The sequence below is a fragment of the Streptomyces sp. NPDC088246 genome, assembly GCF_044741025.1.
Classification (GTDB): Bacteria; Actinomycetota; Actinomycetes; order Streptomycetales; family Streptomycetaceae; genus Streptomyces.
The window spans coordinates 1-17,152 of the sequence record NZ_JBIURV010000086.1; the positions used below are offsets into that span (position 1 = coordinate 1).

Genomic DNA, 17,152 nt, shown 5'->3' on the forward strand with positions numbered 1-17,152 from the left:
TGGGCAGACCAGCGGACACAACCTGCCCTCACCCGGCCACCCGACCCGAAACCGATCAAAAAACCACTCTCAAATCCCCTCGGTGGATCAAGGCTAAGCGGGGCCGACCTGAGCGATGCTGACCTGTTCAAGACCAACCTGCAGCGGGCCGATCTTGCCGGGGCACGGCTGGACCACGCCAATCTACACAGTGCGGATCTGTCCGGTGCATGGGGTCTGGAGATCGGCCAGCTCAGCACTGCATGGATCTACTCCTCTACCCGCCTGGACCCGGAGCTGACGCAGCACCCTGTAGTGCAGGACCGGATTATGGCAACCGAAACACGATTTGACTGACCTTCACCGTTCTCATCCAACTGTCCGAAGACTGGACAGTTGCTCGAAGCGGTCACGGAAGCGGTCTGCTCGGCCCGGTGGCAGCCCCCAGAGTCTGCCGATCTTCGGCATGGCGTCGGTCATCTCCCGCGACTGAGAGCGGACGTGCACGAGGAAGCGCAGCTCGGGCTTGAAGCACTGCCACCACAAGCGGCGCCGCATGTCGGCGGGGAGCTCCGAGGAGGCGATGCCCAGCATCGTCGAGACCTCGTCGGGCAGCTGCGGCGGCGTCGCCCCGGCGATCCGGCCCAGAATCTTCACCACCAGGGTGAAGCCGTGACCGCACACCTCGGTCAGCTTGACCCCCTCGCTGCGCACCGCACTAAGCAGCCGTTGGGAGGTGTCGGACACTTCGCCAAGTGCCAAGGATTCGTCGAGCTTCACGCGGTGTTTGCGGAAGCCGCGTGCCTTCGAACGGAGTTCGGCCAGGCGCGTCCACACGTCCTCGGGTCGCTGGGCGCCGGCGAGCGCGACGGCGAGGAACACTGGCAGGACAAGGTCGTGCTCTCGGGCGAGCTCACGGTAGGCACGGGTCGCGGCCTCGCTGGTGAGGAGCCGGTCTTCCAGCTCCCAGCTTCGCTGACAGAAGTAGTGGCGGAACGGCATCCGAGCCGTCGCTGGCGCATACGGCATCCCCAACAGGTTGGCGAATGACTGGGCGGCATAGGCCCGGAACGTCACGTCGCCGAGGACCGGCTCGCAATACCCTTCCGAAGGCATCGGCAGGTCCTCGCAGTAGGGATCGCGCAGCAGCGTCAGCTGTGGGGTGAACCATCCCTGCGCTTCACAGGGCGTCAACGCCTCGTCAGGACTCGTCGGGCGTCCGGTTGCCAGGGCCCACGCATCGGCCACCTGTCCGACCGCGTCCGCCCAGTACGTGCCGGAAGGCACTTCCCGCCGATGGGCGAGGGGAGAGACCAGGTTCCGGTACGCCTCAAGGCTGCGGCCATACACACGCCCCGGTGCACTGTCATCCCCTCGGGACAGGGGAGAGACGCCCACAAACACTTCTTCCCCAAGGAGTTGATTGAGCGTCGCGGCAGGTACCAGGTGCTCTCCCGCGTAGTAGATCCGATCAGAGGTGACCACCCGGTCTGCGAACGCAGCCAGGTCCCACAAGGTCAGCGGGGTCAGCCAGCGACGGTCACCAGCCAGCAGGCGGGCCGCGACCCCTATCGTTGTGGCATCCATGTAGACGCTGTTGCGCCACCGATCAGCGGGTGGACGCCACGCCACCAACGCCTGCACATCAGCAGGGGTCACCTGGTCGAGATGGAGAAGCCCTGCGTCGAGTGCACAGCCAACCGCCGGATCTGCGCCATCCCACCGCGAGAGGCGTCTCCCGATCTGCTCGGCGCGCGCTCGACAGCTGTCGAGCATCTCCGCAGGCGTCCGCGCTGCGAGGGCATCTCGGTTCATCGCCACGTCTGAGCCTCCCACGAGTGCACTTCGACATGAGCCTTCATCATCCATCGCACCGGTCCCCCAGGACGGAGAAACTCGTGAATGCCCCCACAGCCAGGCAGTCCCTCTCGGCGACAGCCGTTGTCCTGTCGCACTGCGACTGTCGGCACTGTCACGTTGACTGGCCGGGTGGGATGATCTTCTGGTTGGTCGTGCCGGGGAGGAATTCGTTCGTGTCGTCCGCGTCGCCGTCGTACAAGGGCCACCGGTACCCGGTGGAGGTGATCGCGCACGCGGTATGGCTGCACTTCCGCTTCCCGCTGTCCTTCCGCGAGGTCGAGGAGCTGATGCTCGAGCGCGGCGTCATCGTCTCCTACGAGACCATCCGCCGCTGGTCCGCCAAGTTCGGCCAGGCCTACGCGGACGGACTGCGCCGCCGTCGGCCCGCCCCGGGGACAAGTGGCATCTGGACGAGGTCTTCGTGAAGATCAACGGAGAGCGGAAGTACCTGTGGCGGGCCGTCGACCAGGACGGCAACGTGCTCGACATCCTCCCGCAGAGCTGCCGGGACAAGGCCGCGGCAGGACACTTCTTCCGCCGCCTGATGAAGACCCGTACGGTGCCGAGGGTGGTCGTCACCGACAAGCTCCGCTCCTACAGCGCGGCGCACCGCGAGGTCATGTCCTCGGTGGAACACCGCTCCCACAAGGGCCTGAACAACCGGGCGGAGAACTCCCACCAGCCCACGCGGCAGCGTGAACGCGCAATGAAGGGATCCCGTTCCGTGGGCGGGGCCCAGCGGTTCCTGTCCGCGTTCAGCGGCATCTCGCCCCACTTCCGCCCTCACCGCCACCTGATGACAGCCTCCGACCACCGAGCCGAGATGACCGTCCGCTTCGCGATCTGGGACCAGATCACCCAAGCTGCCAGTCGGCCCACCACGGCCTGACCACAGGCCCGGACCGCAAGCCCACCATGCCCCAACGCGCCGTCAGGCACCGACATACTCAACAACTTGACAGCGCCCATCGGCGACGTCAAGCGCCTCACCTTCGAGTCCGACTTCGACGAACTCGCGCTCAAGCTGCGTGACGAGGCCATCCGCCGGATCAGACGGCGCGCAGGTGGACCAGCGCCGCGCTCTGAGGTGCCCGCGCAGGACCTGGCAGCCCCAGTGCTCCCAGCGCCGCACCGGAGGCCTGGACACCCGTGACCTCCCAGGTGACCGACGGGTCGGCCGGCGTGATGAGCGAGGCGCGGTAGGTCCGGTCCGGGTCGAGTCCAGGGATGCGGAGCCGAGGCGGCACGGGCACGATCTCATCGAGCTGGGCATAGGAGAAGAGCGCCTCCGACCGGTCCCGGGCGACCACTCCATGCGCGAGCAGACCGTCGGGCAGTGCGACACGCGTCAGCCGCCCCGTGTGCAGGAGCGCGCGGTGCCGCTTGTAAAGGCCGATCCAGGACGCGAGACGGTCCAGCTCGTGGGCCGGCACCTTCGTGAGGTCCCACTGGATGCCGAACTGGCCGAAGAAGGCCGTGGCCGCGCGGAGGTCCAGGACGCTGGTCCGGCCGGTCTGGTGGGAGACCGGTGCGGCGACGTGAGCGCCGAGGTACTCCAGCGGGGCGAGCTGGGCGCTCCAGTGCTGGATCGGCTGGCGGGACAGCGGATCGGTGACGTCGGAGGCCCAGGTGCTCTGGACCCGCTCGAGCACGTCCAGGTCGATCCTGCCGCCTCCCGAGGCGCAGCTCTCCCACGAGATGCCGGGATGGCGGCGGGCCAGCTCATCGAGGAGCTCGCGGAAGGCGAGGGTCTGCCGCCGTGAAGCGGGCCGGCCGGTGCCGCGCGAGTCACCGCCGTCGACCTGGTCGCGGTTGTGGTCCCACTTGACGAAGTCGATCCGGTGCGCCGCCACCAGACGGCCGAAGGCGTCGAGCAGGTGGGTCCGCACGTCCTCCCGGCCGAGATCGAGCAGGTAGCAGCTGCGTTCCAGCACGGGCGACCGGTCGCCCGTGCGCAGAATCCAATCGGGATGATCGCGGTGGACCGCGGAGTTCGGGTTGACGGCCTCCGGCTCCCACCAGAGCCCGAACTCCATCCCCTTCTCGTGCACCCGGTCCACCAGCGGTGCCAGCCCGTGCGGCCACACCGCCGGGTCCGGGGTCCAGTCGCCCAGGCCGTCGTCAAGGGAGGTGCGGCCTGCGAACCACCCGTCGTCGAGCACGAAACGCTCGGCACCCAGCTCGGCCGAGATGTCGACCAGCGCGGTCAGCGTGTCGAGGTCGTGGTCGAGGTAGACCGCCTCCCACGGGTTGAACATGACGGGTGCGGGCCGGGACGGATGGGCCGCGAGCGACCGGACGTACTGGTGGGTCGCGTCCGCCAGTCCGTCGAGGCCGCGCGCGGACGCGGCCACGTGCACCCAGGGCATCGCGTACGTCTCGCCTTCGGCGAGGACCATCTCGCCCGGGTGCAGCAACTCGCCGGCCCGGACGACGGCGGTGCCGGAGCTGAGCTGCTCGACTGCGTACCGGTGGTTGCCACTCCAGGCGAGGTGGACACCGAGCACCTCACCCTGGCCGTATCCGAAGCCGGGGTTACCGACCACGACCAGGCCGGTGCCGTCGAGGACGCGCATGCCGCGGCGGTGCTCCCTGACCCACTGCCCGTCCGCGAGGGCACGGCGCTGGGGTTGCCGCTCGCGGGCCCATCGCCCGGTGAAGTCGAGGATCTCGCCCGCGCCGGTCGGAACGGGGACGACCACGTCGAGCGCGTCGACCACGTAGGGGCCGGCGCCGACGTTGGTCAACAGGTGCCGGAGGCGGAGCCCTCCGCCCGGGACGGCTTCGGCCTCGAAGCACAGTTCGAGTCCCGCTGCCCTGTCGGTGGCCCGGACCGCGAGTGAGTCGTCGTCACACCGCACCGAGCCGGGGCCGAACGCGGTGGACCAGTCGCTCCCGGGGCCGTCGGGGCCGACCCGGTGGCCGAGCAGCGCGGGCCGTCCGAGATAGCCGCGCGCGTGCTCCGGGAGCACGCTGACCGGTGAGCCGGTCAGCCAGGAGTTCCAGGCCGTGGTCTCGACCGAGGCCGGGACCGTCAGGGACCGGACGTCCGCCGCCGCCAGGGAAGGCCCCACCCATCCGATGTCGGGCAGGCCGTCCGCCCTCGGCAGCAGGACCATCGTCGTGGTCTCGGTCCCGCCGAGTCCGGAGAGGGACACGGGGGCGGTGGGCGCGGGCACGGCAACGCGTCCGGGCTCGATCATTCGGTGACTCCTGGTGCGGTGAGAGGAAGGTGGATCAGGCCTGCACGGCGAGCAGCCGTTCCTTGAGGTCGTCGAGCGCCAGCCGGGCGGCGCCGAGGGCGACGGACTCGTCGCCGAGCAGGGACACGCGGAACTCCGGGCTGTTGAGGGAGGTCGCGGCCAAGTGCCGCCCGAAGGGGCCGGCGAGCACGTCCCCCGCGCGGGACAGGCCACCGCCGAGCACGACGAGATCGGGGTCGACGGCGTGGACCAGGACGGAGGCGCCCAGGGCGAGGGCCTCGGCGACGCGGTCGACGGTGCGCACCGCGGTGCGGTCACCGTTCGCGGCCGCTTCGAAGAGCGCCCGGACGTTGCCGCTGGTGGACTCCTCGGCGGCCGAGCCCGCGAGCTTGCGGCTCTCGCGGTCGAGCTGCGCCATCGCCTCGGCCCACCCCAGGATCTTCATGGAACCGACGGACGCCGCCAGGCCGTGCCGCCCGTTGTGGATCTGCCCGTTGATGACGATCGCGGCTCCGAGGCGGCGGCCGGCGTGCATGTAGACGAGGTCGCGTGCCCCGGCACCGCCCCGCCACTGCTCGGCCACCGCCGCGAGGTGGATGTCGTTGGAGACCAGCACGTCGCGCCCGAAGCGCTCCGACACCTCCGAAACCACGTCGATCCTGTCGAAACCCGGGAGTGAGTAGACGTCCAGGTCCTGGCCCGCGGGAACGGTGCGGATGTCCATGACCTCCGAGCCGTTGGCCCCCACACCGGTGATGCCGCAGGCCACCGAACGGACGTGTTCCGCGCTCGTCCCGGTCTGCCGGAGGGTCGCTTCGGCCAGCCGCGCCGCCGCCCCGATGCGCCCGGCCGGCCCGACGCGGGAGTCGACGCTGCGTCTGCGTACCGCCAGGACGTCTCCGCGCAGGTCGCAGACGACCACGGCCACCTTGTGGGCGCCGATATCGACTCCGACGACAGCGAAGTCCTCGGCCACGACCTCGTAGCGCCGGGCAGGCCGTCCCGCCGACCGCTCGCCGTCCGGGCGGTCGAGCGCCTCACGGACGAAGCCCTCGTCCAGCAGCGTCGCCACCAGGTCCTCGGCGGTGGGGCGGGAGACCCCGACGATCGCACGCACGTCGCTGACCGTCAGCGACGCGGTGTCGAGGAAGGCCCGCACCGTGGCCGAGAGATTGAGCCTGCGCAGGAGGTGGGCATCGCCCGCACGGCCGGCGGGTGCCGTGCTGCCCCGGGTTGCACCGATGTCTTGACTCACGGCGGCACGCTATCTAAATTGACGCCGCAACAGCAATATTGACAAGAAACTTACTTATCTAAATTCTGGCCGAGCGACCTCCCCCGGTGGGTTCGACCAGCAAGGAGGGCCTCATGATCAAGCGGGCCAACTGGGGTGCAGTAGCAGTGTCGTTGGGCCTGGTAGCGCTGACCGGCTGCGCCGTCGGCGGCGGGAGCGAAGGCGGGGACGGTTCGGGCGATGACGTGACGTTGAGCCTGCTCACCTTCGAGACACCCAACCTCACCGCCTCCTACTGGGACGACATCATCGCCCGGACCAGCGCCAAGGTGCCGGGGGTGAAGATCAAGAAACTCGTCGCGCCGAGCGCCGAACAGCGCAACGAGTACACGCGCCAGCTGGACTCGACCGGCGCACTGCCCGACATCATGGTCGCGATCGACCCGGCCGGACTGGCGGAGGGCGGCAAACTCGCCCAGTTCGGCACGGACGAGCTGGCCGACTGGACCAGCCCGACCGCGAACAGCTTCGACGGCAAGATCTACCAGCTGCCCACCAACTCGCAGACCTGGCAGATCTACTACCGCAAGGCGGACTTCGAGAAGGCGGGCATCACCACCCCTCCGAAGAAGTGGGACGACCTGCTCGCCGCGGTCGACAAGCTGAAGGCGGCGCGGATCAAGCCGTTCGTCATCGGCGGCGGTGCACCGGACGGCCTCGGCCCGCGATGGACCTTCGCCCAGCTGGTGGCCGACGAGGTCTACGCCAAGGACCCGAAGTGGCTCGACAAGCTGACCGCGGGCAAGACCGACTTCAGCGACCCGCTGTTCGTCAACGCGGCGACCAAGATGAAGGCGCTGGCGGGCAAGGAGAACGTCGACAACCTGTCGGCCACCTACGCACAGGCACAGGAAGCCTTCCTCAAGGGCAAGGGCGCCATGTACCCGATGGGTTCGTGGTTCCCGGCGTCCCCGGACAAGGCACAGCAGAAGCAGTTCGGCGCCTTCCCCATGCCCACGCAGGACGGCTCGCTCGTCCTGCCCGTGTACACCGGCGGTGGACTGTCGGTGAGCGCCAAGTCCCCTGACGTCGCGAAGGCCAAGCAGTGGGCCGTCGAGTTCTCGAAGCTGAACGCCGACGGCGGGGCGCGGTACGACGGCCTGTTCGTCGCGCTCAAGGGCTACAAGCCGCCGGCCGGCCTGCCGCCGCTGTACAACACCACCCTCGATCTCTACGAGAAGGCCCAGGCCGGTGGAACCGTGACGCCGAGCTTCGGAAACGAGAGCGGTGTCCCGGCCCTGCCGTCGGGCTTCATCCCCAAGGTCGACGCGGCACTGAACGATCTCCTCAACGGCCGTGCGGACGTGGACAAGTTCGTCGCGACGCTGAACACGAAGTTCAAGGAGCTCTCGAAGTGACGCGCCCCTCGCCCGCCCGGACGAGGACCGACGCCGCCGGAGGAAAGTCGCGGCCCGACCGGCCGCCGGCCACTTCGGCCCCGTCCGGGCGCGCGGGTGGGCCGCACCGGCGCCGCACCTGGACGTGGTCGTCGGCGGGAACCGGCGCCGTCTTCGTCCTGCCGACCCTCACGATCTTCACCGCGATGGTCCTGGCGCCCATCCTGTGGACCCTCTACACCGGGATGACCGATGAGCGCGCCACGCGCCCGGACACCTCGTTCGTAGGCCTGGACAACTACGGATTCCTCCTCGGGAACGAGGAGTTCCGGCACTCCCTGTGGAACACCGTGGTGATCACGGTGATCGTGGTGCTGCTGACGAACCTGCTCGGTCTCGCGATCGCCCTGCTGCTGCGCCGGCCGGGCCGGCTCTACAGCCTGCTCCGCAGCGTCTACTTCACCCCGGTGATCCTCTCCGCTGTGGTGGTGTCGGTGATCGGACGCTCGATCCTGGCGGACGACGGCCTGCTGAACAGCGCGCTCGTCTCGCTGGGGGTCGAGCACCCGCCGGGCTGGCTCACGGATCCGTCGTACGCGATCTACTCCGTCTCCGGGATCATGGTCTGGCAGCTGCTCGGCTTCGCCGTCGTGGTCTACCTCGCTGGGCTCGCGGGGATCCCCGCCGAGCTCGACGAGGCGGCGAGCCTCGACGGCGCCGGCCCCTGGCAGCAGTTCCGCGCGATCACCTGGCCGCTGCTCGCGCCCGCGCTGACGATCAACACCGTGATGCTGATGATCAGCTCGTTCAAGGTCTACGACCAGATCGCCGTGCTCACCAACGGTGGCCCCGGCACCGACGGCACGGCCACCGTGGCCTTCGCGGTGATCCGCACCGCCTTCTCCGAGCAACGTCCGGGAGTGGCGTCCGCGATGGCCGGGATCATGCTCGTCGTCGTCTCGGTCGCGAGCGTGACCGTGCTCAGGCTCCTGCAACGACGAGAGGTGAATCTGTGAACTCCCGAATGCCGTGGATGCGGCCGCTGTTGGCCACCGGCGTGGCGGCCGTCTTCTGCATGCCGCTCTACGTGGCGCTGGTCAACGTATTCAAGCCCAGCTCCGAGGTCGTGACATCGCCGTTGGCGCTCCCGCTTCCGCCGACCCTCGACAACCTCGAACACGTACTGAGCCGGCCGGACGGGCTGTTCTGGTACGGCCTCGTCAACTCCGTCACCCTGACCGCGGCGTCGATCCTCATCACCACCGTGCTGGCCGCGATGTCCGCGTACCATCTCGTGCGGTCGGGCCGCTGGTGGAGCCGTGCCGTCCTCGGCGTCATGCTGTCCGGCCTGATGATCCCGCCCGCGGTGATCATGCTTCCGATCACGCGGATCCTCGACGCCATCGGCCTGTTGCACTCGATGCCGGGCGCCGTGCTGGTCGACGTCGGGTACTACCTGCCGTTCGCAGTGTTCGTCTTCATGGGCTTCATCCGCTCGATCCCGCGCGAACTCGAAGAGGCCGCGGCGGTCGACGGCGCCGGCCGCTTCCGGATCTTCTGGCAGGTCGTCTTCCCGCTGCTGCGGCCCGCGTCGGCCAGCGTGCTGATCTTCCTCGGGGTATGGGTCTGGAACGACTTCCTGACCCCACTGCTCGTCCTGGGCCCCGGAGCCGGCAACACCGTGACGGTCGGGATCTTCCGCTCCATCGGCCCCTACCAGCAGGACTTCGGGGCGGTGTTCGCCTTCATGCTGTTGGCCACACTGCCCGTCCTGGCCTTCTATCTCGCCTTCCAGAAGCAGTTCGTCCGTGGTCTGACAGGGGGTGCCACGAAGGGATGACCGGCACGAGCGGCCGGTGCAGCAGTTTGCGTCGAGAGGTGACAGGAGTAATATCGTGCGATTCTCAGAACTCATAGTCGGATCCCAGCCTCCCCGGAGGAGGCCCGAACAGCGTCGGCGGACGGCCGGTGCCCTGGCGTTCGCGGTGCTGACCGCCGGCATTCTGCCCGCGGTCGGCGCACAGCCGGCGCAAGCACGACCTAGCGGAACGACTCCGTCGATCGAGATCCAGGCCGGCTATCTGGAGCTGGAGCTCGACAGGACAGGGACGGTCGTGGGTCTGGAGGACGTCAGGACCGGGGTCGACCACCTCGCGCCCGGCCATGCGGCGTCCCTGGTCAGCCTGGTCGTCGACGGCAAGCAGCAGAGGCCGACCACGGTTGACCGTTCCGGACCCGGTGGCCAGATGCTCACGTTCCGGAACAAGGCCGCGCACTGGAAGATCCAGGTGAAGCTGGTCAGCAGTCGCGGCGGCTACACCACGTTCGAAGCGGTCGCCGTCGACGCGCCGAAGGGCGTCGATGTGCAGACCCTGCTCTGGGGTCCACTGGCCACATCGATCTCCCAGACGGTCGGCACATCGGTGGGCGTGGTCCGCGACGACGATTTCGCCATCGGGCTCCGACCGCTGACCGACCGTACCGAAGGCGCCTGGCCGCAGGAGGACCAGGACATGGGCTGGGAGAGCGAGGTCAACCACGATCCGGACCACGTGAGCGTGGGCTCCCTGGAGGAATGGAGCGCGGCAGGCGTGACCCCCTGGGGTTCCGTACTGCGCGCCTTCACCTTCGACTACACCAAGGAACGCCACCGCAAGGTACGCGGCTATCCGATCCCGGTCGGACCGCTGCCCGGCCGCGACGGCAGGATCGCCGGTTCCAAGATCGCACTCTTCGGAGCCTCGCCCGAGGCGACGCCGACGATCCTGTCCAACATCGCGAAGGGCGAGAAGCTGCCCTACCCGAAGCTGAACGGTCAGTGGCAGAAGGCCTCCCAGGCGAGCAGCCAGTCATGGCTAGTGCTCGGAGACCTGGAGACCGGCAACATTCCGGCGGCGGCCCGATTCGCCAAGGCGGCCGGCATGAACCGCATCTACTCACTCACCAGCAGCTACGGCCCATGGAAGTCCAGCGGCCACTACCAGTTCGACTCCAGCCTGGGCGGCAGCGACGCCGGGGCCGCGGCGGCCGTGGACATCGCCAAGGCAAACGGTGTACAGCTCGGCGTACACACTCTGTCGGACTTCATCAGCACCGGCGACGAGCCCTACAACTGGGCCTGGTTCCCGCGGGACGCCTACCTCACGCCGCCCGCCGACGACCGGCTGGCGATGGGAGGCACCGCCTCGCTCACCCGTCCACTGACGGCGGACGACACCACCGTGTACCTGGACGACGGCGCGCTGCTCGCCGCGGGACCCAGCTACAGCCTCCTGCGCATCGGGGACGAGTTCGTCAGCTACGGAGCGGCCGAGCAAGTGGGGAAGGAGTGGAAGCTGACCGGCGCGCAGCGCGCGCGATGGGGATCGGTCGCGGTCGCACACCCTGAGGGCGACCACACCGCCCGGGTCATGGCCAACAGCTACGGCGGCGCGATCGGCGGCCATGCCGTCCTCGACGAGATCAGCGACCGGCTGACCACCGCCTGGAACACCACCGGCATCACCGGTATGTCGTGGGACGGCCTGGAGTCGGCATCGGAGTCCGGCTGGGGCGCCTACGGCATGGCGCACCTGGTGAACAAGACGTTCCGGCGCATCGATGCCAAGGACGGATTCATCTCCGAGACCAGCCGGATGACCTCGAACACCTGGGACGCGCTGACCCGGGCCAGCTGGGGTGAGGTCGGCAGCACCTCGATGGAGCAGGTGTTCGCCAACAACAAGTACCTCCAGGCGAACTACCTCCCCGGCATGCTCGGCTGGATCAGCCTCAACGGCTCGGACAGTCTGCTCACCATGGAGTGGAAGCTGGCCCGAGGCGCAGGCCTGAACGCCGGGACGGGTTTCCAGAGCTCGGTCTCCCGCCTCGAATCGGGCGGCGAGAACACCACGCGGCTGCTCGACGCCATTCAGCAATGGGAGACGGCACGCAACCTGGGCGCGTTCACCGCGGAGCAGCAGGCGCGGTTCCGCGACCTGAAGACGAACTGGCACCTGAGCGCGGTCGAGCCGGGCAAGCGCTGGTCCCTGCAGGAGCTGGACGCCGACGGCAAGCCGGTCGGCGCCCCCCAGGCCGTCGTCGCCCCGACCCCGGAGCTCGACGCCGGACCGCTGCCCGCGGCAGCCAAGGGAGCCCTGTACGAGGCGACCGTGAAGACCAACACGCCGGCGACCACGCGCTACGCGGTGACCTCGGGGACCTTGCCCGCGGGCCTCGTGCTCAATGCGGACACCGGCGGAATCGTGGGGACACCGGTCAGGGCGGGAGCGGCGCCGTTCACGGTCACGGCGTACCAGAGCTCCGGTCAGCCGACAGCGCGGCGCGACTACGTGATCGAGGTCGGCGGTCACTGAGCTCGTAGGCGTGGTGTCGTCAGGGTGAGTCCAGTGCCGGCAAGGCATCCGTCAATAAGGTCGGGCTGGTACTGGACCTGGCGCAGTCCCGGTGGGCGCCGTCGAGCAGGCGGATGTAGTCCGTCTCGCTCAGCGAGCAGCACTCGCCCTTGCGGCCGGCGTGTCGGCACAGGCGGGTGGGCAGGCCCGGCCTGATGCACAGCAGCCCGGCCACCGAGAGGCGGCCACGGCTGCACCCGGGCACACGCACCGTCGGGGTGATCCCGCGCTGGCCCCAGGTGCGGCCCTTGGGCGGCCGACCGGTTACGCCCGATTCATCCTCGAAGCAGATGAACGCGCCGGTCGCCGTCCGGAGGTTTTTACCTCCTGCCAGGTCGCCTTCCGCCATGCAGTAATCGCGTCTTCGTCGCGTTCAGCGGCGGGCCGGGCGGGCATCTGCACGCTGTAGCCCATCCGGTGCAGCAGCCGGGTGACGCCGGAGAAGCTGTAGGAGATGTGGAACTTTCGCCCGATCAGTGTGCGTACCCGGGCGACGGTCCACACCTGATCGTCCGTCCAGCGTGTGCGGCCGGTGCAGGCATCGGACCTGTGTTCTCCCATCCGCCGAGGCGATCATGCCTGGCTTCAGAGTCGCTACAAAATCCGATTCGTCTCAGGTCGGGGTGCCCCGGGCACGCGGTCCTGCTGACGGTCCTGCCGAGGCGGACGAGAGTCTGAACCGCCATCCCGCCCACGTTCGGGAACCACTCGACCAAGTGTTGTGACACGGCTGATCTGCCACCATGACGAGGTCCGCACCCAGTTCACACCCACACTGCCCGCGCGGTGTCGGACCCGCTCTGCTCACCCGGCCGCAGTCAGATGTTGGACCACGGCTTCCGTAGTCCGCTGCACGTGAGTGAGCACCCACCGCGTTGGCCCACAGCCACCGCCGTGGGGGCGTGGCGGGGATTCCGGTCACTGGTGATGGTTTCGCCATTCGGGGGCGAGGATCGCCCACATCTGCTTGTCGTGGCGGGTGCCGCCGTAGGGCCAGTACTCGCGTCGTACGCCTTCGAGCGTCATACCGAGCCGCCGGGCCACCGCGGAGCTGCGCTCGTTGTCGGCTCGGCAGTGCCACTCGGCGCGATGCATCCCCCGGGAGGCGAACGCCCACTCCAGCAGCGCACGGCACGCCTCTGTGACCAGGCCGTGGCCCTCGGCGGCCGGCTCCAGCCAGCAGCCGATCTCGCAGGAACCGAAGTCGGCGTCGAAGTCCACGAACATCACGCCGCCGACCAGCGTTCCGCCGAGCCAGATACCGAAGAGGCGGCCGCCGTCCGCGGCCTGACGCTCGGCGTACCGGCGCAGTGTGGCCCGCGCCCCGTCGAGGTCGTCGGTGACGAACCCCGGCCCGACCCACGGCCGGATGTGCTCGCGAGCCCGGTCCAGGTGGGCCGCGAACTCCTCGGCATGCCATATCTCCAGCGGGCGGAGGCGGGCGTTGTCCCGCAAAGAAAGGGAAAACATGATGACCCCATTCACATAACAAGCGTTACGGTTATGTACCGTAGCAGCATGCCACGCACCAAGGGGAACCATGAGGCTCGCCGGCGCGATGTCTCCGAGGCGGTCTGGCGGGTGTTGGTCGCTCACGGCTTCGGTGGATTGACCATGCGAGCCGTCGCCGCCGAGCTCGATGCCACCACCGGCCTGCTCACCCACTACTTCCCCGCCAAACGCGACCTGGTTGCGTACGCCCTCGACCTGCTCGAACGGCGAAGTGCCTCCCGCCCCAGGCGTGCCGCCGACAAAGGCCTGTCCGCCGTGAGGGCCGCGCTGCTGGACATCCTGCCGCTGACTGACGAGGCCACCGAGAGCAACCGGATCTGGGTGTCCTCCTGGGATGCCGCGCTCGCCAACCCCGAGTTGAGTGGCGATTACGCCCGCAAGTACGCGCAGAGCCGCGAAAAGCTGCGCGACCTGGTCGCCGCAGCCCAACAGCTCGGCGAACTGCCCGATGGCGACCCGGCCCGCATCGCGGCCGGCGCCCAGTCCTTCGTGCTCGGTCTGGTGGTACAGGCGCTGTTCGACCCCCCGGCGTTCCCACCCCACCGCCAGGCCGAGCTCCTTGATGACCACCTGGCCACGTTGACCTCCCCGCCCTCATCAGGTGGCGATCACGAGGTCCTGTCCTGACGGCCACGCGTCTCGGAAGAGTTGTCAAGACTCGCACGGCGGCCGGCAGCGCGCACCGTTCATCGGCCCCGACACCCGTGTGCTCACCTTGCAGTCCCTTCCCGAAGAAGCACCGTCACGAGCGGCCGTCCGCCGGTCGTCGCCACACCACCGCACCGTCCCCTCGTTCCCGCCCGGCCACCGCCCTCGTAGACGTGTCCGGCCGCACGGGAACGAGGAACAAGAAGGAAACCGCACGTATGACCACCGCGACCAACAGGCAGCACGCCCCGTCGCCCCTCCCACGCCTGTTCGCATCGTCCGGGCCCGCCGCATCACCACCCTGGACGGCGAGGCCGACACCCGGGTCCTCGACGCCATCGAGGCGACCCGCGCCGCCCACCCCGAGCAGCGGATCAACCACCGCATCGAGCACTGCTCCCCCGTCGACGAGAAGCTGGTCCAGCGGATCCGCGCCGCCGAGGTCACCCCGGTGCCGTTCGCCGCATTCGTCCACGGGGGGCTCCAAACTGCACCGCTACCACGGTGACGCGCGCGCCGCACGGGTCAGTGACCACCACTCCTTTCTGGACGCCCGCGTCTTCGTCGCGGGCTCGTCCGACCTCCCGTCGGGTTCCCCTTGAGCCGCTGCTCGCCCTCCAGACGATGGTGACCCGGCGTACCAGCGGGGGCGATGCCCTCGGCGCCGGCAGGGCCCTGACGGTCCGTGAGGCTTTGAGCGTTCACACCATCGCTTGGGCGCGCCACAGGCGAGTCCCAGCTCAAGGGCCGCGGACGCATTGCAGCAACCGGGGCTCTCACTGCTCGCCCTTTCCTTTTCTGCCTCGCATACGAAGCGAACCACCGCCGAATGGCACCAAGATCCGGGCCATTCCCGGACCACCTCGCCCACCAGGAACGAAAGATTCAGCGTTTCCGCTGGTCAGCAACATGCATGACGTGTACCACCAGCAGACGAAGAATCTTCTGGTGTCGTACTCGGCGAAGAAGCCGGGCTTCTTCTAGAGGCACAAGAAAAGGCGCCTGACCTGGACTTTTACCCGTCAGACGCCTTTGGCTAGGCCCTATTGCAGCAGGGCCCGGATTATGCTGTAACTCCCAGTTCCTCCCACTCCCATCCCGCTCCCGACCAGCGCTTCCGGACCAGTCACGGACCAAAATTCAGGATCACACCTCAGGCGCAGGGCGCTGGCTGACGCGGTCCCACTCGTCCATGGACTGCTCGATGAGGCGGTTGGCCTGTTCCCGAACGCCGTCCAGGAACTTGACGTAGTGACGAAAGAGGACCTCGATGCTCTGGCCCGCGCGACGAGCGCATTCGGCCGGGTCGACACCGGCATACAGCCAGAATGAGATCCCGGCGTGCCGGAGGTCGTAGGGCCGCTTGGCCAGGCCAGATGCGCGTTCCGTCCGGGTCAGGACCTGCTCCCTCGCCCGCGCCCACGTCGTGCCATATGCTGCAGTGTCCACATAGTTGCCGCGCCTCTCGCACCCAGACTGGCCAGCCCCCCGCTCCCACCACACTTACGCCGCAGGCTTTCGGCGTGGCCTCCCCGCCGATAAGTGGGGTCGACTTCGGAGTCGACCACCAGTCAATGGCGGTCGTGCACTGCATCCGGCCCATATCCGCCAGGTTGGAGCCGGTGTCGTAATTACGGGGCGTCAAGCACTGATTCCTCGCGTGCACCTTCCCATCTCACTTGCCGGACCCGGGCTGTCTGGCAGTGCCAGCCCGTCCCGACGTTGTCGGGGCTGCTTACCGCTCGACTCGGCATCCCCCGAGGGGGATCATGAACTTCACGCGGTATCGCAGACCGTCGGCCTTCCTGCTGACGATGGCAGTCGCCCTCGGCGCTGTGGCCGTGGCCGGACTTGAGTCGGGAGACGAGGGCGCGCTGGTCCTGTTGCTGGGATGGCTCGCCCTGGCCGCGATGACCGGGGCAGTCCTCTTGGGGCTGACGAAGTCCTCGCTGCGCGTGCCTCTGGTCACCACGCTGCTCGTCATCGGCGACCTTGCTTCTCGGCGGCTTTGTCTCGGCTGCGTTCGGTGGCTCGGACGAGGAGGTGAGGACTGAGTCGGCCCCGGTCGCGGCGACCGCCAACTGCTCGTGGTGGCGCGGAGCGGCTCTCTTGAACAGCGAGCGGACCGAAGCCCTGGCAGACTTCCTCCACACCTACAACCACCACCGCTGCCACACCGCACTGGGCGGACACCCGCCCATCAGCCGCGTCAACAACGCTCCGGGTCAATACACCTATGGGGTGGACCGTGCGCCCGACAGCCGGACGCGGCGCGTCCCTCGGGCGCGCCGCGTCGCTCCACGCCTCCGCCGTCAGCAGGGGCTCAGCCACGACACCCAGCCCCAGGGGGCGTGGCGGTCCTCGCTGTAGCCGCCCGGCGAGGTCCAGCCGAGGTTGCCGTTCGAGTCGTAGAACTTGGCGTACAGGGTGGAGCGCTGGTTGTTGATCCAGGAGCCGGTCCCGTTCCAGGGGATGTAGTTGAGGTAGTTGCAGGTGTACAGGCGCAGTTCGTCACCGGCGAAGTTCTCGTACGGGTAGGCGCACACATAGGTGTACGGGCAGCCGGCGGCCGCGCCGAGCCCCGCGTCCGGGGCGGTGAGGTCGCGGGCGTTCCGCTCGCCGGGGAGCGTGAGCAGCAGCTCACCGCCGCCCGCCAGGACGATCTTGTTGGCGCCGACCTGCGTCCCGGGCATCTTCGCCAGGTAGCCGTCGACCCGGGCCTGGAGGCCCTTCGCCTCGGTGCCGTTCAGCCCCGCGCTTCTGGCCTGGGCCGTGAAGTCGGTGCGGGCGCCCCACGCGGCGTCGGCCGCTCCGGCGGAGGCGGGGGTGGCCAGGAGGGCCAGGAGGGCCAGGAGGGCCAGGAGGGCCAGGAGGGCCAGGAGGGCCAGGAGGGCCAGGAGGGCCAGGAGGGCCAGGAGGGCCAGG

At 68.8% G+C, this 17,152-nt stretch carries 16 protein-coding genes and 2 pseudogenes; 10 read left to right on the top strand and 8 right to left on the bottom strand.

All coding sequences use genetic code 11. The features are described 5' to 3' along the window. The coding region (locus ACIPEK_RS43850; protein WP_402008171.1) for a pentapeptide repeat-containing protein at positions 1–336 on the top strand (336 nt) is incomplete at its 5' end. Between the two features lie 12 nt (positions 337–348). On the opposite strand, the gene ACIPEK_RS43855 is transcribed toward ACIPEK_RS43850, so the two are convergent. Beyond that, positions 349–1,800, bottom strand: coding sequence for a hypothetical protein (locus tag ACIPEK_RS43855; protein ID WP_402008173.1), 1,452 nt, complete (start codon positions 1,798–1,800; stop codon positions 349–351). A 173-nt stretch (positions 1,801–1,973) separates the two neighbouring features. Here ACIPEK_RS43855 and ACIPEK_RS43860 point away from each other — a divergent pair. Next, positions 1,974–2,728 (top strand): annotated as a pseudogene (locus tag ACIPEK_RS43860) (IS6 family transposase). A 160-nt stretch (positions 2,729–2,888) separates the two neighbouring features. On the opposite strand, the gene ACIPEK_RS43865 reads toward ACIPEK_RS43860, so the two are convergent. Together ACIPEK_RS43865 and ACIPEK_RS43870 are read right to left on the bottom strand one after the other, a co-directional pair. After that, the gene (locus tag ACIPEK_RS43865) at positions 2,889–5,042 is read right to left on the bottom strand and encodes an alpha-galactosidase (protein ID WP_402008175.1); all 2,154 of its coding nucleotides are present in this window, start codon (positions 5,040–5,042) and stop codon (positions 2,889–2,891) included. Between the two features lie 34 nt (positions 5,043–5,076). Next, positions 5,077–6,297 (bottom strand): ROK family protein, encoded by a 1,221-nt coding sequence (locus tag ACIPEK_RS43870; protein ID WP_402008177.1) that lies wholly within the window; start codon positions 6,295–6,297, stop codon positions 5,077–5,079. A 113-nt stretch (positions 6,298–6,410) separates the two neighbouring features. On the opposite strand from ACIPEK_RS43870, the gene ACIPEK_RS43875 reads away from it, so the two are divergent. From ACIPEK_RS43875 to ACIPEK_RS43890, 4 genes are all read left to right on the top strand, one after another. Continuing rightward, on the top strand, positions 6,411–7,694 hold the full coding sequence (locus tag ACIPEK_RS43875) for an ABC transporter substrate-binding protein (RefSeq protein ID WP_402008179.1): 1,284 nt from the start codon (positions 6,411–6,413) through the stop codon (positions 7,692–7,694). A gap of 185 nt (positions 7,695–7,879) precedes the next feature. Beyond that, entirely contained in the window at positions 7,880–8,689 is an 810-nt protein-coding gene (locus tag ACIPEK_RS43880) for a carbohydrate ABC transporter permease (protein ID WP_393702522.1), read from the top strand. Next, positions 8,686–9,513 (top strand): carbohydrate ABC transporter permease, encoded by an 828-nt coding sequence (locus tag ACIPEK_RS43885; protein WP_123465598.1) that lies wholly within the window; start codon positions 8,686–8,688, stop codon positions 9,511–9,513. Before ACIPEK_RS43880 ends, ACIPEK_RS43885 begins: the two co-directional genes overlap by 4 nt. Before the next feature lie 55 nt (positions 9,514–9,568). Beyond that, a complete protein-coding gene (locus ACIPEK_RS43890) occupies positions 9,569–12,028 on the top strand; it encodes an Ig domain-containing protein (protein ID WP_402008181.1) in 2,460 nt (819 codons plus the stop codon). A gap of 19 nt (positions 12,029–12,047) precedes the next feature. Here the strand turns inward: ACIPEK_RS43890 and ACIPEK_RS43895 are convergent, their stop codons facing one another. From ACIPEK_RS43895 to ACIPEK_RS43905, 3 genes are all read right to left on the bottom strand, one after another. Beyond that, positions 12,048–12,416, bottom strand: a complete 369-nt coding sequence (locus ACIPEK_RS43895) for a hypothetical protein (RefSeq protein ID WP_402008205.1) — start codon at positions 12,414–12,416, stop codon at positions 12,048–12,050. Continuing rightward, on the bottom strand, positions 12,332–12,628 hold the full coding sequence (locus ACIPEK_RS43900) for a winged helix-turn-helix domain-containing protein (RefSeq protein ID WP_402008183.1): 297 nt from the start codon (positions 12,626–12,628) through the stop codon (positions 12,332–12,334). The genes ACIPEK_RS43895 and ACIPEK_RS43900 overlap by 85 nt, the downstream gene beginning before the upstream one ends. Before the next feature lie 357 nt (positions 12,629–12,985). Then, positions 12,986–13,537 carry a GNAT family N-acetyltransferase gene (locus ACIPEK_RS43905; protein WP_402008185.1) on the bottom strand — a complete coding sequence of 184 codons (552 nt, stop codon included), beginning with the start codon at positions 13,535–13,537 and terminating at the stop codon, positions 12,986–12,988. A gap of 48 nt (positions 13,538–13,585) precedes the next feature. Between ACIPEK_RS43905 and ACIPEK_RS43910 the strand changes: the two genes are divergently transcribed. Both ACIPEK_RS43910 and ACIPEK_RS43915 read left to right on the top strand, forming a co-directional pair. After that, entirely contained in the window at positions 13,586–14,206 is a 621-nt protein-coding gene (locus ACIPEK_RS43910) for a TetR/AcrR family transcriptional regulator (protein WP_402008187.1), read from the top strand. Between the two features lie 79 nt (positions 14,207–14,285). Beyond that, positions 14,286–14,735, top strand: coding sequence for a hypothetical protein (locus ACIPEK_RS43915; protein ID WP_402008189.1), 450 nt, complete (start codon positions 14,286–14,288; stop codon positions 14,733–14,735). A 638-nt stretch (positions 14,736–15,373) separates the two neighbouring features. Here the strand turns inward: ACIPEK_RS43915 and ACIPEK_RS43920 are convergent. Next, entirely contained in the window at positions 15,374–15,676 is a 303-nt protein-coding gene (locus ACIPEK_RS43920) for a hypothetical protein (protein WP_402008191.1), read from the bottom strand. A gap of 320 nt (positions 15,677–15,996) precedes the next feature. Here ACIPEK_RS43920 and ACIPEK_RS43925 point away from each other — a divergent pair, with 320 nt between their 5' ends. Continuing rightward, positions 15,997–16,281: a hypothetical protein gene (locus ACIPEK_RS43925; RefSeq protein ID WP_402008193.1), complete on the top strand. Its 285-nt coding sequence runs from the start codon at positions 15,997–15,999 to the stop codon at positions 16,279–16,281. A gap of 58 nt (positions 16,282–16,339) precedes the next feature. Next, positions 16,340–16,462, top strand: a pseudogene (locus ACIPEK_RS43930) (IS481 family transposase); the annotation flags it as partial. Positions 16,463–16,539: 77 nt separating this feature from the next. Here the strand turns inward: ACIPEK_RS43930 and ACIPEK_RS43935 are convergent. Next, a partial coding sequence (locus ACIPEK_RS43935) for a hypothetical protein (protein WP_402008195.1) occupies positions 16,540–17,152 on the bottom strand: 613 nt, incomplete at its 5' end.

What these genes read in the sequence shown, in the direction of transcription:
- ACIPEK_RS43875 (WP_402008179.1), top strand. Translation starts at nt 6,411, where the DNA reads ATGATCAAGCGGGCCAACTGGGGTGCAGTAGCAGTGTCGTTGGGCCTG.
- ACIPEK_RS43910 (WP_402008187.1), top strand. Translation starts at nt 13,586, where the DNA reads ATGCCACGCACCAAGGGGAACCATGAGGCTCGCCGGCGCGATGTCTCC.
- ACIPEK_RS43900 (WP_402008183.1), bottom strand. Translation starts at nt 12,628, where the DNA reads ATGGGAGAACACAGGTCCGATGCCTGCACCGGCCGCACACGCTGGACG.
- ACIPEK_RS43895 (WP_402008205.1), bottom strand. Translation starts at nt 12,416, where the DNA reads ATGGCGGAAGGCGACCTGGCAGGAGGTAAAAACCTCCGGACGGCGACC.
- ACIPEK_RS43905 (WP_402008185.1), bottom strand. Translation starts at nt 13,537, where the DNA reads ATGTTTTCCCTTTCTTTGCGGGACAACGCCCGCCTCCGCCCGCTGGAG.
- ACIPEK_RS43880 (WP_393702522.1), top strand. Translation starts at nt 7,880, where the DNA reads ATGGTCCTGGCGCCCATCCTGTGGACCCTCTACACCGGGATGACCGAT.
- ACIPEK_RS43865 (WP_402008175.1), bottom strand. Translation starts at nt 5,042, where the DNA reads ATGATCGAGCCCGGACGCGTTGCCGTGCCCGCGCCCACCGCCCCCGTG.
- ACIPEK_RS43925 (WP_402008193.1), top strand. Translation starts at nt 15,997, where the DNA reads ATGAACTTCACGCGGTATCGCAGACCGTCGGCCTTCCTGCTGACGATG.